General features: G+C 75.6%; 13 protein-coding genes. 5 read left to right on the top strand and 8 right to left on the bottom strand.

The genetic code is table 11. The features are described from left to right. The first annotated feature begins 218 nt into the window (after positions 1-218). Complete coding sequence (gene lepB / locus CKY47_RS21910) at positions 219-776, top strand: signal peptidase I (protein ID WP_306747809.1); 558 nt, start codon at positions 219-221, stop codon at positions 774-776. A gap of 46 nt (positions 777-822) precedes the next feature. On the opposite strand, the gene CKY47_RS21915 is transcribed toward lepB, so the two are convergent. Continuing rightward, positions 823-3,486 (bottom strand): WD40 repeat domain-containing protein, encoded by a 2,664-nt coding sequence (locus tag CKY47_RS21915; RefSeq protein WP_306747810.1) that lies wholly within the window; start codon positions 3,484-3,486, stop codon positions 823-825. A 214-nt stretch (positions 3,487-3,700) separates the two neighbouring features. On the opposite strand from CKY47_RS21915, the gene CKY47_RS21920 reads away from it, so the two are divergent. The 4 genes from CKY47_RS21920 (at position 3,701) to CKY47_RS21935 (ending at position 5,478) form a co-directional block, all read left to right on the top strand. Continuing rightward, the gene (locus CKY47_RS21920) at positions 3,701-4,069 is read left to right on the top strand and encodes an STAS domain-containing protein (RefSeq protein ID WP_306747811.1); all 369 of its coding nucleotides are present in this window, start codon (positions 3,701-3,703) and stop codon (positions 4,067-4,069) included. 215 nt (positions 4,070-4,284) lie between these two features. Continuing rightward, on the top strand, positions 4,285-4,788 hold the full coding sequence (msrA, locus tag CKY47_RS21925) for a peptide-methionine (S)-S-oxide reductase MsrA (RefSeq protein ID WP_306747812.1): 504 nt from the start codon (positions 4,285-4,287) through the stop codon (positions 4,786-4,788). After that, positions 4,785-5,291, top strand: coding sequence for an MOSC domain-containing protein (locus CKY47_RS21930; RefSeq protein ID WP_306747813.1), 507 nt, complete (start codon positions 4,785-4,787; stop codon positions 5,289-5,291). Before msrA ends, CKY47_RS21930 begins: the two co-directional genes overlap by 4 nt. A gap of 10 nt (positions 5,292-5,301) precedes the next feature. Further along, complete coding sequence (locus tag CKY47_RS21935) at positions 5,302-5,478, top strand: hypothetical protein (RefSeq protein WP_306747814.1); 177 nt, start codon at positions 5,302-5,304, stop codon at positions 5,476-5,478. A gap of 32 nt (positions 5,479-5,510) precedes the next feature. Here CKY47_RS21935 and CKY47_RS21940 read toward each other — a convergent pair whose 3' ends face one another. From CKY47_RS21940 to CKY47_RS21970, 7 genes are all read right to left on the bottom strand, one after another. Continuing rightward, a complete protein-coding gene (locus CKY47_RS21940) occupies positions 5,511-6,761 on the bottom strand; it encodes an ABC transporter substrate-binding protein (protein ID WP_306747815.1) in 1,251 nt (416 codons plus the stop codon). Beyond that, positions 6,758-7,867 (bottom strand): GlnX family signal transduction membrane protein, encoded by a 1,110-nt coding sequence (locus tag CKY47_RS21945; protein WP_306747817.1) that lies wholly within the window; start codon positions 7,865-7,867, stop codon positions 6,758-6,760. The genes CKY47_RS21940 and CKY47_RS21945 overlap by 4 nt, the downstream gene beginning before the upstream one ends. Further along, a complete protein-coding gene (locus tag CKY47_RS21950) occupies positions 7,864-9,291 on the bottom strand; it encodes a vWA domain-containing protein (RefSeq protein ID WP_306747818.1) in 1,428 nt (475 codons plus the stop codon). The genes CKY47_RS21945 and CKY47_RS21950 overlap by 4 nt, the downstream gene beginning before the upstream one ends. A 40-nt stretch (positions 9,292-9,331) precedes the next feature. Further along, positions 9,332-11,509 (bottom strand): serine/threonine-protein kinase, encoded by a 2,178-nt coding sequence (locus tag CKY47_RS21955; protein WP_306747820.1) that lies wholly within the window; start codon positions 11,507-11,509, stop codon positions 9,332-9,334. Next, positions 11,506-13,137, bottom strand: a complete 1,632-nt coding sequence (locus CKY47_RS21960; RefSeq protein WP_306747821.1) for a S1 family peptidase — start codon at positions 13,135-13,137, stop codon at positions 11,506-11,508. The genes CKY47_RS21955 and CKY47_RS21960 overlap by 4 nt, the downstream gene beginning before the upstream one ends. A 508-nt stretch (positions 13,138-13,645) precedes the next feature. Beyond that, a complete protein-coding gene (locus tag CKY47_RS21965; RefSeq protein WP_306747822.1) occupies positions 13,646-14,245 on the bottom strand; it encodes a TetR/AcrR family transcriptional regulator in 600 nt (199 codons plus the stop codon). Between the two features lie 4 nt (positions 14,246-14,249). Beyond that, complete coding sequence (locus CKY47_RS21970) at positions 14,250-15,725, bottom strand: MFS transporter (protein WP_371320721.1); 1,476 nt, start codon at positions 15,723-15,725, stop codon at positions 14,250-14,252. Between the last annotated feature and the right edge of the window lie 197 nt (positions 15,726-15,922).

The raw sequence follows: 15,922 nt of genomic DNA on the forward strand, positions 1-15,922 counted from the left end.
CGGTGCCGGCGTCACGCACCACCTCGTCGTCCGATCCGCCCCGGCGTCGTGCGCGCCCGGACCGCACGTCACGCAGAGCGCCACCGCCGTGCCGCTCGGTACCGATACCTCTTCGTGCCTGTCCGCCCGACCCGCCCTGAGTTACCGTGCGTCAGCTCCGCCGCCCGGCGGCGGCGCGCGGGCAAGGCCGTTCGGCCTACGGCGGAGGGAGAGGCCGGATGCGCGGGCGGGTGGTCTCCGCGGTGCTCGGCGGAGGCGTGTCGCTGCTGCTGGTGGCCGCTCTGGTGGTGTTCGCGCTGTCCTCGCCGGTGTCGGGCGACAGCATGAACCCGGGCCTGCGTTCGGGTGACCGGGTGCTGGCCCTCGACGACACCCCGGAACGCCTCGACGTCGTCACGCTCCGTCCACCGGGCGGCACCGCCACCGTGGTCCGGCGCGTCATCGGCGTGCCCGGCGACCAGGTGCGGATCACCGACTCCGACATCCTCGTGCGACCCGGTGGCGGCGAGTGGCTCGCCGTCGACCGCGGGCCCGGCGACCCCGGCGTGTGCTGCGCCCCCGACGGCAGGGGCGGGACGGACGGCGCGGTCGAGGTGCCGCCCGGCCGGTACTTCGTGCTCGGCGACAACCTGACCGTGTCGACCGACTCCCGCACCTACGGGTTCGTGCCCGAGGCCGACATCACCGGCGTGGTGTGGCGGCGGGTCTGGCCGGTGCCGCGGTTCGACGCGGTCCGCGTGCCCGCGCTGTCGGCCGTGCCGGTCACCGGCCCGTGAGCGACGGGCGCGGCACGACCTCGCCGCCGGCCGGCTCACCGCCCGTTCACGGGCACACCTCGCGGAACGGCACGTCCGGCACGTGGGTCGCCCACTCGGCCCCGGTCAGCGAGCGGCCCGCCAGGCGACACAGCTCGGCGGCCGGGTCGTCGGTCCGCGGCACGTCGAACACGCGCAGCCTGGACTCGCCGGTCGCCAGCGAGCGGCCGTCCGGGCTGAACGCCACGGCGATGGCGTAGGCGCGCAGCACGCCCAGCGGCCGACGGGTCGGCACGTCCCACAGGCGCACGCCGGTGCCCGCCGTCGCGAGGGTGCGGCCGTCCGGGCTGAAGGCCACCTCGTAGACGACCTCTCCCTCACCGCGCCCGAACGGTTCGCCCAGGCGGGTGCGGTCGGCGGTGTCCCACAACGAGATCGAGCCGTCCACGCCGCCGGCGGCCAGCGTGCGGCCGTCCGGGCCGAACGCGATCGCGGTGAGCGCGTCGTCGGCGTCGGCGCGCAGGTCGCCGCGCGGTTCGCGGGTGGCGGCGTCCCACAACCGGACCGGGCCGCCGTGGCCGGCGGCGGCGAGCGTGCGGCCGTCGGGGCTGTAGGCGACCGTGCGCACGGACGTGCCGCCCGCGTCGAGCGGCTCGCCGAGCTGGTCGAGGGTCTCCGCGTCCCACAGCCGCACCGCCCGGTCCTCGCCGACGGCGATGGTGCGGCCGTCCGGGCTGAACACCGCGTGGGCCGGGTAGCCGGTGCCCGCCTCCGTCAGCTGGCCGGTCTGCCGGTGCCCGGCCACGTCCCACAGCCGCACCGCGCCGCCCTCGTCCACGACGAGCAGCGTCCGGCCGTCCGGGCTGGGCGAGATCGAGTAGACCCGGCCGATGTTGCCGGTCAGCGGCGGGTCGACCGGAGCGCGGGTGGCGGTGTCCCACAGGTGGATCGGACCTCCCCGGGTGCCCACCGCGACCGTCCGGCCGTCCGGGAGGTACTCGACCACACCGATGGGCCCCGGGTCGCCGGGGAACTCCGCGCCCTCGTCGACCCGGTCGGCCACGGACCAGCCGCGGGCCGAGCCCTGCCCGTCGGTGCTGACGAGCTCCCGGCCGTCCGCGGTGAACGACAGCGACTCGACCCGCGCCGGGTGACCGGTGAGCGGGTCGCCGAGCGGCTGCCGCGCGACCGCGTCCCACAGCCGCACCGCGCCGTCGCCCGTGCCCGCGGCGAGGGTGCGGCCGTCCGGGCTGAACGCCACCTCGTGCACGGGCGCGCCGGCGTCCAGTGGCGTCCCGACCGGCGTGCGGTCGGCCGTCCGCCACACCCGCACCGCGCCGTCCCGGCCGCCGGTGGCGAGCGTGCCGGCCGGGCCGAACGCGAGCGCGCGCGCCCCGCCGGCGTGCCCGGTGAGCGGTTCGCCCACCGGGACGCCCGCGCGCACGTCCCACAGCCGGATCGACCCGTCGTCGTCGCCGACCGCGAGCGTGCCGCCGTCGGGGGCCAGCGCGAACGACGCGGGGGCCCCGGACGGGCCGGCCACCTCGCCGAGCCGCGCGCCGGTCGCGACGTCCCACAGCGCGACCGAGGCCGCTCCGCGCACGGCGAGCACGGCGCCGTCGGGGCTGAGCAGGAGCGAGTCCGCGTCGCGGGGGTCGCTCGCGATCGGCCCGCCGACCGGTTCCCGCCGGGTCGCGTCCCACAGGCGCACCACGTCGCCGGCGGCGATCGCGAGCACCCGGCCGTCCGCGCTCAGGGCGAGGGCCTCGACGTCCTCGGCGTCGGCGACCGGGTCGCCGACCGGCTCGCCCGTGCGGGTGGCAGCCAACCGCACGGCCCCGTCCCGCACCCCGGCGAAGGTCCCGCCGTCGGCGGACAGCGCCCGCACGTGCGGGACCCCGGCGGTCCACCGGTCGGGCCGCACGAGCGCGTCGATCATCGCGGCGCGGCTCCGCCCGGTCGGGTCGAGCCGCCACGCGGCCACGGCGAGCAGCCGGGACAGGGCCGGGTCCGCGCTGCCGACGGTCGCCGCGCGGGCCGCCAGGTCGAGCGCCGCGGCCCTGGTCACGGCCGCCTCGTGCCGCCGGTGGGTGGTGACGCCCAGGACCACGGCCACCACCGAGAGCAGGGCCAGGCCGACGACCGCGCCCCGGCGCAGGCGGGCGGTCAGCCGGCGCTGCCGCACGTCCTCGCGGTCGAGCGCGTCCTCCGGCACGCCGTGCACCGCGGCCGCCAGGGCGCCCGCGGCGACGCGGAAGCGCGGGTCCGCGCCGGGGTCCTCGCTCCCCGACGCCCAGCGCAGGTCCACCCACGGCGGTTCGGCGGTGAACCAGCCCTTCAGCTGTGCCGGCAGGGCCGTCGTGCGCTCCCAGTCGAAGTCGCCGTCGCCCCACACGAGGTCGCCGCCGGTCAGCGCGATCAGGAACCGCTCGCGCTCGCGCCGGGCCCGCCAGAACCCGACCTGGCGGCCCACCCGCGGCGAGGCCGCCGCTTCCGGTGAGGCCAGCAGCACGAAGTGGCGCGACCGGGCCGGCACCGCGGTGGCCGTCGACCACGGGTCGGGGTCCGCGGCGAGGTCGGCGCGGTCGAGGAACACGCGCAGCGCCCGCGGCCGGTACCAGGGCCTGGCTATGCGCCGGAGCGCGCGCTGGAGCGCCGGGGCGATCCGATCGCCGGCCGCGTGGCCGGGGGAGAGGAACGCGTCGTAGCCGCCCGGGTCGCGATCATGCACGGTCCAATCCTGCCCGGTGCACCACCACTGCGTCCTGCGGAGCATCGGCATGACCCATCCGGCCTACCGTGCGAACACGCTCGGTGACCAGCAGTGGCATTCGTGCCGCTGAATGGCGGGACCCGCCCCGCGGGGTGACCATGGACCTCGCGGCTCGTGGGCCACCGGCTGGGCGGGCCGCGGACCGCGACCCCGGACGAAAGGCGACCACGACGTGCACGCCTCGACGCAGGACCCCGCCCCACCGCCGTTCAGGCTCGACGTGGAGCGCCTCGCCGACGCCGTCCTCGTCACCGTGGCCGGTGAGCTGGACCAGTCCACCGCGCCGCGGCTGCGCGAGGCGCTCGACGCGGCGCTGCGCGACCGGCCGGGCGTGGTCGTCGTCGACCTGCGCGGGGTGGACCTGCTCGCCTCGGCGGGGTTGGCCGCCCTGATCGCCGCCCACGACCAGGCGCTGCCGGACACGGCGCTGCGGGTGGTGGCGGGCGACACGACTCCGTCGATGCGCTCGGTGCGCCTCACCGGCCTCGACGAGCTGCTCGTCGTGCACCCGACGCTGGACCACGCGCTCGCCGCGTCCTGAGCCGGCCGCCCGGTGGCGGGACCGCGGCGCCCCCGCTCTCCCCGGGGCCACGGGCGTGATCCGGTGGACCTCGCCGCCGGCCCGCGCACGCGTCACCGCCGCCCGGTTGTGGATCACACCCGCGCCGGGGATGACCCGGGGACGCGCGAGCGTTCACCTCGATGGGTACCGAACGACGACGGGTACCGGACGACAGTGAGGAGCGGAGCGACCACATGGCCACTGCTACCGAGAAGGCCGTCCTCGCGGGCGGGTGTTTCTGGGGCATGCAAGACCTGTTCCGCCGGCACCCCGGCGTCATCTCCACCAGGGTGGGCTACACGGGTGGTGACGTGCCCAACGCCACCTACCGCAACCACGGCACCCACGCGGAGGCCGTCGAGATCGTCTTCGACCCCGCGCGGCTGGGCTACCGGCAGATCCTGGAGTTCTTCTTCCAGATCCACGACCCGACGACGCGTGACCGCCAGGGCAACGACATCGGCGCGAGCTACCGCTCGGCGATCTTCTACGACGGCGACGAGCAGAAGCGGATCGCGGAGGCGACCATCGCCGACGTGGACGCCTCCGGCAAGTGGCCCGGCCGGGTCGTGACGGAGGTGACCCAGGCCGGTGACTTCTGGGAAGCCGAGCCGGAGCACCAGGACTACCTGGAGCGCTACCCGAACGGCTACACGTGCCACTACGTGCGGCCGGAGTGGCAGCTCGGCGAGCGTTGAGCACGACCGTCGAGGTGGTGGCGCTGCACGTGTCGCCCGTGCACGCCTACGAGGGCAGGCCCGCCGACGGCCCGCGACCCGATCCGGAGCCCGTCTCCCGTGATCGCGTCGTGGTCCGGGCGGGCCTCGGCCTGGTCGGCGACCGCTACTTCAACCGGCCAGCGCACCGCCGGGCCGCCGTCACGTTCTTCGCCGCCGAGTCGCTCGACCACGTCGCGGAGGCCCTCGGCCTGGCCGCCGCGCCGGACCCGCTGCTGGTCCGGCGCAACGTCGTGCTGCGCGGGTTCGACGTGGACGCCCTCGCCCGGCACGACGTGTTCGCCCTCGACTCCGGTGACGGCCCCGTGCGGTTCGAGGTCGGCCGCCCGGCGAACCCGTGCGCGTGGATGGACGCGGTGATCGCGCCCGGCGCGTTCGCCGCGCTCCGGCGGCGCGGCGGGGTGCGGTGCGTGCCGCTCGACGACGGGGTGCTCGGGCGAGGGCCGGCGGTCCTGCTCACCTGAGCGGCGTGCGATGCTGGGGGAGGGCGACGCACCGGGGGTGGGCATGGCGAAGAAGCGCGGGAGCGGCGTGGCGCCGTACGTGGCACTGCTGGTGGCGGTGATCATCTTCGTGCCACCGGTGCGGGAGTTCTTCGCGGACCTGATCGCACCCCTCGTGCAGCTGGTGCAGGACTCGTTCCAGGGCTGAGCCGGCCCCGGCGACCACCGTGCCGGTGACCGCTAGCAGGGCAGGTCGAGCAGGCCCGCCTTCTCCGCGGACACCTGCCGCCGGACGCCCTCCAGGGTGTCCAGCACCGCCTGGAGGTCGTCCGGGTCGTCGAGGTAGCGCAGCACGGCCCGGTGGAACGCGGTGCGCAGCGGCGCGGGCATCAGGTCGGAGGCGTCGAAGCACAACCGGCCCTCCGAGACCAGTTCGGCGGCGACGCGCCGCTCCACGTCGCTGCCGTACACCTCCGGGCCGACCAACCGGTTCACCGAGTAGGCCCCGCCGGCCGCCGGCCAGGCGCGCTGCCCCTCCGTCGAGGCCAGGAAGTCCATCAGCGCACGGGCCTCGGGGGTGTCGCGGAACAGGGCCGCGAGGTCCGCCGAGACCTCCGCCGCCGGTTCCGGCGCGCCCAGCGACGGGAACGGGAAGAAGTCCGCTTCCCCCGCCGGGTACACCCCGGTCACGTAGGACGCCTGGTGGTCGAGGAGGCACCCGCGCGGGGTGTCGAACATCGGCTGCGACGGGTCGTCGTAGTTCGTCAGCAGCGTCGCGCGCAGGCCACCGCGCACCGCCCCGCCGCCGATCAGCTCGCCCCACGTCCGCCACGCCTGCCGCACGGGGCCCTCGTTCCACGGCTGCTCCGCCGCCGCCCACCGGCGGTAGACGTCGGGACCCGCCTCGTGCAGCACGACGTCCTCGACCCAGTCGGTGCCGGGCCACCCGGCGTTGGTCTGCGCGGCCACCCGCAGGCACCACGGGGTCCGCCCGGCGGCCACCTCGGCGGCCGTGAGGGCGAGCAGCTCGGCCTTCGTGGTCGGCGGGGTGACCGGGACGTCGGCGGGGTGCCACACCATGCTCTTGAGGTCGGCCTTCACCACCACCGCGTACCGCTCGCCCGACGCCAGCTCCTCCAGGTCCGCCCACCGCCGCGGGTACTCGTCCGAGCGGGCCGCGACGACGCCGCCCAGCGGCGTCACGTAGCCGTCCCCGACGTAGGCGGCGAGGTCGCCGGGGCTGGGCAGCACCGCCACGTGCGGCGGCGTGCCCTTCTGCACGTCCGCCCGCAGCACCTGGTCCGGCGCGGTGGTGCCGATGTACTCGACGTCGATGCGGCGGGTGTCCTCGAACAGCGCCAGCACCTGCTCGAACCTCTCCTCCTGCGGCCCGGTCCACGGGCCCAGGACGATCACCCGCGCGGGCGCGGTGGACACCGCGCACCCGGCCAGGGACGCGCTCAGCAGCAGGATCGCCATCAGGATTCTCATCGGACCCGGTACCTGTACTCCTCCAGCCGGCCCAGGAGGCCGAGCAGCACCAGCAGGACGACCGCCGACCCGCCGATCGGCACGAGGGGGATCAGGCCGCGCTCGTCGGCGGCGTCCTCCAGGTCGGCGTTGATCCGCTCCGCCTCGCGGGTCAGCTCGCGCTCGTCGGTCGGCGGAGCGCCGGCGGCGGCCGGGCCCAGGTCCCGCCGGACCCGGGCCACGGTGTCGCCGCACCCGTCCCGCTCGCCGCCGCAGTGCCGGTCCAGCAGCACCAGCAGCTCCCGCCGGGCGGTCGCCCCGGTCTCGGTCGTGTGCGCCCGCCACCGGTCGACGAGCAGGTCCAGCGCCCGCGCCGACTCCGCCACCTGCGCCCGGGTCTCCTGGGCGACCAGGGGCACGACCACGACGCCGAGCGCGACGGCGGTGGCCAGCGCGAGCAGCGGGTTGACCAGGCGCCGGAACCGCCGGACCAGGAACACCTGGGTGGCGACCAGCAGCCCCAGCAGGACGAGGGAGGGCACCAGCCACGACGCGGTCCGCCACGGCGTCGTGCCGGACTCGGCCAGCCGGTCGTCCAGCGCGTCCCGCTGCGCCTCCAGCAGCCGGTCGAGCTGGGCGAGGATGCCGTGGTCCGGCGCGTGCAGCAGCTGCGAGGCGTGCCAGAGGTCGGCGGTGCCCAGCGCCGCGCCACCGGGCTGCCGCAGCTGCGCGTCCGCCTGGCCGACGGCGGCGTTGTAGGAGACCAGCAGTCCTTCCACCAGCTGCAACTGCCTGCTGACGACCTCGCCCGCGGTGTTGTCCTCGGCGATCTGGGCGAGGTACTGGCCGGCCAGCGCGATCCGGCCGCGGTACCGGTCGCCCGGCCCCGTCAGCACGTGCTCGGGGTTGGTGAAGCTCTCCACCGCCAGCCGGTCCGCCTCGGCGAGCGCGGCCCTGGCGGTGGCCGCCTCCAGCACCGCGGGGGCGTTGCGGGTGCGCACCGAGTCGGCGGTGGCCTGCACCGCCGCGCACACCGCCCACGTGGCCCCGGTCGCCACCAGCGCGGCGACCACCGTGCCCGCCAGCAGGCCGCGCAGGGTCCGGCGGGTGGTGCTGCGCCGGGTCACGGCCCCGCCCCGCCCGCCAGCTCGTGGCGGCACCGGCCGCAGAACCGCGCGGTCGGCGGCGACACGTACGAGCACCGCGGGCACTGCCGGTCGGGTCCCGCGGCCTCCGCCTCGACCCGTCGCACCCCGTCCGCGACGCCCGGCGCGATGCTGGACCTGGTGGAGCTCATCCCGGCCCAGCGGATGTCCTCCGCGGTGAGGCCCGGCCGCACCACCACCCGCCCGTCGGCCGGGTCGCCGACGACCTCGACCAGCCGCAGCAACCGCCGCAGCGAGTCCTCGTTGCCCAACCGCGTCGCGAGCGCCACGGCCCGTCCCCACCGCTCGGCCGCCCGCGGCAGGTCGTCCGCGTCGTACGCGCCGCACCCCGCCTCGATGTGCTCGCCCAGCTCCGTCTCGCCGTCGTAGTGGCGGACGACCGGGTCCAGCCGGATCGACAGGCGGAAGTCCTCGGTGAGGGTCGCCCGGATCGCCGCCGAACCGGCGGGCACCTCGGCGTCGTCCACGGCGAGGCTCACCCGGGCCGCCTGCGCCGGCTCGCCCACGGACAGCGCGTCGGTGTCCACCTCCAGCCACACGCCGAACGCGCGCGCCTCGTCGCCCCAGTTGCCGGTGGGGAACCGCACCGTGCCGTCGTCGAGCCGCGTGCCCCGGTCGGTCAGGTCGACCTCGGCGGGCAGCACCTGCTTGACCTGGCGCAGCCGCGCGAAGGGCATGGGCTTGACCCGCAGCTGGAGGTCGGCGACGGCCTTGCCCATCGCCGACTCCACCAACCCGGTGAAGTCGGCGGGCAGGTCGGCGGGCCTGCGCACGGCGTCCACGTCGCCGTGCAGCACCTCCCCGATCCGCCGCACCTCCTGCGGCGACCAGTCGGCGCCGATGCCGCGCACGTCGCACACGAACGCGTCCGCGCAGTGCCGGAGCGCCGCGTCGAGCACCTGGCGCGGCTCGCCGTTGTAGCCGTCGGTGAGCAGGATCGCGTGCCTGATCAGGTCCGGGTGCGGTGCGAACAGGCGCGCCGCCAGGGCCAGCCAGGTGCTCATCGCGGTGCCGCCGTCGCTGATCAGCCGGTTGACCGCCGCCACGGCCTCGCTGCGGGTGCGTTCGTCGGCGACCGCCAACCGCCCGTCCGCTGGGTAGACCACCTCGGCGCGGTGCGTGCCCTTGACCACGGCGAACAGCGTGCCGTCGCGCAGCACGCCCAGCGCCGCGCAGGTCGCCTGCCGGGCGGCGGCGATCTTGGTGGGCGGTGCGTCCATCGAGCCCGAGCAGTCGATCATGATCACCTCCGCGGCGGGCCTGGGCAGGCCCGCCGGCCGCAGGCCGGAGGCGGTGACGGTGACGATCGCGTGCATGTCGGTGTCGCCGCGGGACATGTACTCGTTCTGGTTCACGACGACGCCGAAACCGGCCGGGGTGTCCATGGGCCTCCTTTCCACGTGCCTCCCATCCAGGTGCCTCCCGTCACAGCCTCGTCCGAGGGCGGGTGCCGTTGGCGAGGTCCACGAGCACGCCGTGCTCGTCGGCCGACCGCGCCTGCCGGGCCAGGCGGCGGTAGCCGTCGGCCAGCGCCGCCCGCAGCGCCCGCTCCGACGGGGACCGGCCGAACACCGCGCCGCCGTCGATCCCGGGGTCGGCGGTGGAGCGCCGCCAGCGCAGCGCCGCGTCGAGGACCACGGCGGTCAGCCGGTCGCCCGCGTCGCGGTCCAGGCGCAGCCGCCCCAGCCGCTCGACCGCCTGCTCCAGGTCGCGCGCCGAGGCGCCCGGCCCGCACAGGACGTTGACCGCCGCGATCCGCGCGGCGTCGTGGTGCCGCGACACGGTGGGCATCCCGTCGAGCACGGCCACCGCGCCCGCCCGGTCGCCGTCGCGCAGCAGCAGCCGCGCCAGGCCGAACGCCGCCGGCGCCTGCGACCGGTCCCGCCGCCACACCGCCGTGTACCAGCGGCGCGCCTCGGCCGCGTCGCCCTCCCGCTCCGCGCACAGCGCCACCGCCAGCTTCGGCGCGACCTCGCCGGGCAGGTCGGCGCGCACCGCCTCGAAGTGCCGGCGCGCCGCCCGGACGTGCCCGCGGACCAGGTGCAGCAGCCCGCAGTGCCACACCACCCGCCAGTCGTCCTCGTCGCCCGGCGACCGGAGGGCGGCCAGGCAGCGCGCGGCCTCCCCGTGGCGGTCCAGCTCCAGGTGCGCGCGGCAGCGCAGCAGCAGGACGTCGGGCGACGGCGCGTCGTGGTCGCGCAGCAGGTCCAGCACCCGGGCCGGGTCCGGGGTGTCGGCGACCAGTTCCATGGCGGGATCGGCGGACACCGGGCGCACCGGCGGCAGCCCGACCGCGACGTCCTTCGGCGTGGGCAGGTCCGGGTCGGGCAGGTCCGGGTCGGTCACCGCGCCGGTCCAGCGCGCCAGCGGCGGCACCGCCCCCAGGTCGGCGTCCAGCAGCGCGGCCGTCGGCGCGAACAGGGGCGAGAGGACCGCGCGGTCCTTGCCGTCGCGCAGCGAGGCGACCTCCAGCAGCACGCCGCCCAGCTGCTCGGACATCTCGCGGGCGGAGGCGAACCGGCGCTCGGCGTCGGCGCGCGTGGCGCGGGCCAGCACCCGCTGGAACGACTCGACCCCCGCCGCGATCGGGGACCCGGGCGCGCCGAGCAGCTCCACGTGGTCGACGGTGGCCTGGTGGAGCTGCCGCAGCGTGACGCCCAGCGCGTGCAGGTCCGACTGCACCGTCACGCCGCGCCGCGCGATCTCCTCGCGGGTGACCTGGTACGGCCACGTGCCGATGATCCCGGGGCCCTTGTCGCCGGTGCGGCGCACCGCGCCCAGGTCGATCACCTTGATCCGGCTCTCGCTGCCGTCGGCGGTGCTGCCGGGCGACAGGATCACGTTGTTCGGTTTCATGTCGCAGTACACGAGCCCGCGCCGGTGCAGGTGGTCGAGCGCCTCCAGGACCTGCCGCCCCATCGTGATCACGTGCTCGACCCGCAGCTGCTCGCCCAGGGGCTGCTCACCGGCGTGGGCGCCCCGCTTGACCTCGTCGAGCACCCGGCCGTCGACGAACTCCATCACGATGTACTCGCGCGGTCGCCCGGTGGACCGGTCCGGGTGGGTGACGAAGTTGAAGATGCGCACGACGTTCGGGTGGTCCATCGCGGTCAACGCCCGGCGCTCCGCCTCGGCCAGCGCGCTGTCGCCCTCGTTGATCACGCCCTTGAGGACCACCAGGTTGTCGTCCAGGCGGGTGTCCTGCGCCAGGTACACCCAGCCGAGGCCGCCGTGCGCCAGCGGACCGAGCACCAGGTACTGGTCGCCGACCAGGTCGCCCTCGTGCAGGCTGGGCCGGAACGAGTAGGGCTCGCCGCACATCGGGCAGTACCCCTCGGCCTGTGCGGGCTGGCCGGCGTAGCCGACGCCGATCTCGGCCGTGCAGCCGTTCTTGCCGCAGGTGCGGCCGCTGGTGGGGACGTCCGGGTCGCGCTGCAACCGGCTCGACGGCTCGGTGCGCGGGAAGACCGGCAGCGACAGGTAGCTCCCCGGTCCGCTCGGCCGCGTCCGCGGGGACGACGGCAGGGCCTTGCGGCCGCAGGTGTCGCAGAACCCGCTGTCCTCCACCTCGCCCGCGCACCCCGCGCGGCGGCACGCCGTCACCGGTCCCCCTCCTCGGCCCGTCCCGCGGGTTCGCCGGCCGGGGCACGCCCGTCGAGCTTGTCCTGCACCGCGCGCCCGTAGGCCCCGACCACCCCGGCCGCGGCCACCGGGTCGACCGGCGGGGTGGTGAGCAGCGCGAAGGCCTCCTGGTACAACCGGCTCAGCGCCAGGTCCTCGGCGAACCCGGAGCGCACCGCGCGGGCCTTGTGCGCCGACAGCCACCCGCCCCGCCCGTTGCCGCCGCCCAGTTCGCGCAGCGCGGTCAGGCCGGTGTCGAGCCGCGCCCTGGTCTCGCCCGCCACCCGGGCGGCCCGCTCCGCCCGCCGCTCCAACTGCATCAGCGCGACCTCGTCCACCGGCCCGCGGCGCAGCGCGGACAGCGCGAACCGCAGTCGGGACGCCCGGCGGGTGACCGCGGGGCCGGGCGGCGCGACCCGGGCGCACAGCGCGGCGTTGTCCCGCTCGGCGGCGTCCAGCGCGGCGATGCGCTCGGCGAGCGCGCCCAGCCGTTCCCGGTGCAGCCCGGACCGCCACCGCCGGGCCGCGTCCAGCGCGGGCGAGTCGTCGCGGGTGAAGGCCAGGACCACGCGCGTGCCGTCGCGCACCAGCGGCTCGGCGACCTCCTTGATCACCGCCTCGGGTTCGGCCGCGTCGTCCACGGCGCCGATGACCACGGTCATCGGCGGCACCCGCGAGCCGGCGTCGGCGCGCACGGCGGCGCGTTCGACCACCCGCCTGGTCACCTCGTCGGCCGTGCGCCCGGACGCGTCCACGGCCAGGTCCACGCTGCCCAGCGGCGGCACGGTGTCGTGCGGGGCGGTGGTCGCCCCCGCCGCGGACGGTCCCAGTTCGCGGCTGGCCAGCAGGACCACCCGGTTCAGCGCGGTGACCTCCGCGCCGGCGAGGAGCAGCGGGATGGCGCGCCGGGTGTCGGCCAGCCACGCGACGACCCGCCGGGTGGTCGGCACGTCCACGTGCTCGGCCGTGGACTCGCCGAAGCGCGAGTCCACCCCGACGTCGCCGACCGTCCACTCCTCGATGCGCCGCACGTGGGCGAGGATCGTCTCCACCGGCAGCATCCACGACACGCCGGTGGTCGGCCCCAGGGTGCTCACCACCACGCCCAGCACGTCGCCGGTGTCGACGGCGGCCACCCCCGCGCCGCTGAACCCCGTGCGCACCGGTGGCCAGCCCGGTTCGAGGTTGAGCTGGATCCACTCCCGGCCCGGTCCGGCCTCGCCGGCCAGGGTGAGCTGCGTCCACACGCCGTCCGCGAGCGCGCCGGGGAACCCGAAGGCGCGCACCGGCCGGTTCCAGCTCACGGCGGCCCGGCGCAGCGCGGTGCCCGAACCGGGCGGTGCCGGTTCGTCGAGTTCGAGGAGGGCGACGTCGCCGCGCTGGTCGGCCAGCGGCGGCACGACGCACCCCGGCACGGGCCGCGCCCGGCGCACCAGCCACCCGCGCCGGCCGACGAGGTCGACCTCCGGTCGCCCGTCCGCGCCCGCCAGGACGTGGGCGCAGGTGAGCACGTGCCGATCGCCCAGCAGGACCCCCGCGCCGAGCACCTCGCCCCCCGGGCTCCGGACGCGCGCACGCCACGACTCCAGCGGCCGTGTTCGCCCCGTCACCACGAGTGGACGATATGCGGTGCTCGTCCCGGGTCGGCGGGGATCGGCGGCACGTGACTCGAACGGCCCAGGCCCCGACTGCACTTGTGCGGAGAACGGCGCCGGGCGGGTGTCGCGGCTAGACCCAATACCGGTGACTTAGAGGGGTTTGCGCTGCTTGTTGGCGGAGACGGTGCGGTACTGCGGTGCGATCCGGACTGACCGGCTCTCGACCGTGGTCGACGCCGACCGGATCTACCTCATCGAGGCAGGCCGGGTCCGTGCGGCGGGCACCCACCAGGAGCTGCTCGCCACCGACCCGCTGTACCGCGACCTGGTCGAGGCGCTGGACATCCCCCAGCCGGGAAGCCCTGCCCAAGGCGTAGCGGCCCGGCGCTCGGACGCTTCCGGCAGGCACGCGTACCCCGCGTACCCCGCGTACCCGAGCCCTTGCCGCGATTCGGCCATGGACGTCCTGCGCGAGCGGCGCGGTCCTGCGGGGCTGGCAGGAAGCGCTGTCTTGCCGGTGTCAAGGCTGTTCGCTCGGCGGTGGGGCGAGGTGGTCCCACGCGGCGACGTTGGTGGTGAGGGCGAGCAGCAGGGCTTCGAGGTTGCGCAGGGCCTCGGGGTTGGAGTGGTTGTTCCAGAAGGGGATGGTGCTGATGCCGTCGGCGGCGGCGATGACGAGATCGGTGATGTGCGGTGGGAGGCCGTCGTCGGCGAGGTCGTCGTGCCAGCGGCGGGTGTCGGCGGCGGCGAGGTCGGTGATCTCGGGGGTGGCGGCGAGGTGGCCGATGAGGGGGACCAGGTCGTGGAAGGTGCGCTGGTCGTGGGAGAAGGCGGCGCTGACACGGATGTAGGCGCGGGTGAGGCGACCTGGTGCGGTGTCGTCGGGATCCACGGCGGCGAGGACGTCGGCGCGGAACCGGTCGAACAGGTCCTGGGCGAGCGCGCGGACCAGGTCGTCCTTGGTGGCGAAGTGGTGCAGGAGGCCGCCTTTGGACACGCCTGCCTGCTTGGCGATGTGGTCCAGGGTGGCGGAGGTGCCGCGGGCGCGAATGCACGCGCCCGCGGCGTCCAGCAGCGCGCGGCGGGTGTCCTCGCGGGTGCGCCCGGCTACACGCGGCATGGAATCACTCCTCGGTCTCGACGGTCTGGGCGGTCTCGGTCCTCTGGGCGGTCTCGACCTTCCTACCGGAGGGAATGGCGCGCCAGGCAATCAGGGCGGCAACCACGGTGATCGCGGCAGCCACCAGGGAGGTGGTCTGCATGGCGGTCGTGAACGCCGCGCGGGCCGCCTCGGCCAGGCCGGAGTCGGTGCCGACGCTGTTGACCGCGGAGGCCAGCGAGTCCTCGACGGTGGCACGGACGGGGCCGGGCACGTCGGCGGGCAGGTCCAGCGACGCCCGGTAGACGAGGGTGACGCCGGAGCCGAGCAGGGCGATGCCGAGGGCTGCGCCGAGTTCGTAGGCGGTCTCGGCGATGGCGGACGCGGCGCCCGCGCGCTGGGGCGGCACCGCAGAGATCACCGCGTCGGTGGTCAGGGTCATCGCCACCCCGACGCCCAGGCCGAGCGGAAGCAGGGCCAAGGCCAGCCAGAGGTAGTGATCGGCCCCTTCGGCGACGGCGATGAACATCAGGCCCAGCGCGGCGACCAGCAGTCCCGCGGCCACGGCACGCCCGACGCCCAGGCGCGTGACGAGCACACCGACCACGGCGACGGCCAGGATGGACGCGATCGTGGTGGGCAGCTCGACCAGCCCGGCGGCCAGCGGACCCAGGCCACGCACGAGTTGCAGGTACTGGGAGAAGAAGAACAGCACACCCATCAACGCGAAGATCGCGACGACGTTGGCCAGCACCGCACCGCTGAACGCCTTGTTGGCGAACAACTCCACATCGATCAACGGCGTCTTCAGCCGGCGCTGACGGCGCACGAACAGCACACCCGCGACCACACCGACCAGCACAGCCAGCGTCGTCCGAAGATCCACGCCTGTGCCGATGGCGTGCTTGACCGCGTAGACCAGCGGAACGATCGCGAGCATCGACAACGCCGCGGACAGCAGATCGAACCGGCCCGGCCGCGGGTTGCGCGACTCCGGCAGCAGGAACGCGCCCGCCACCAGGAACACCAGCACCACGGGCACGTTGATCAGGAACACCGAACCCCACCAGAAGTTCTCCAGCAGCGCCCCACCGACCAGCGGTCCCAGCGCCATCCCGCCCGCCGACGCCGCCGACCAGATCGCGATCGCCCGAGTTCGCTCCGCCTGATCGGGGAACATGTTCCGGATGATCGACAGCGTGGAGGGCATGATCGTCGCGCCCGCCACCCCCAGCAGCAACCGGGCCACGATCAACATCTCCGCACTCGGTGCGAACGCCGCCAACGCGGACGCCACGCCGAACGCGGCCGTGCCCGCCAGCAGCACCCGCTTGCGCCCGACCCGGTCGGCCAACGTCCCCGTCGTGACCAGCAGCCCGGCCAGCGCCAGCGCGTAGATGTCCCCGATCCACAGGATCTGCGTCGAACCCGGCGCCAGGTCCGCGGTCAACGACGGCACCGCCAGATACAGCACCGTGCCGTCGATGGCCAGCAGCAGCATCGAGCCGACCAGCACCGTCAACGCCGCCCACCTGCGTGGATACGGGATTGTCACCTTCACCGCCACGTGGGCGTCATCATGAGCCACCCAGTTATTGTACCGTCCAGCCGGTTCAGTTACCTGTGAGTGGCTGCATCCCGGTACCGGCGAGGTCGGTCACATGAGCAACCTCACTTGCGCGATGAACCCGGTACTGA

This window comes from Saccharothrix longispora (genome assembly GCF_030852425.1).
Lineage (GTDB): Bacteria > Actinomycetota > Actinomycetes > Mycobacteriales > Pseudonocardiaceae > Actinosynnema > Actinosynnema longispora.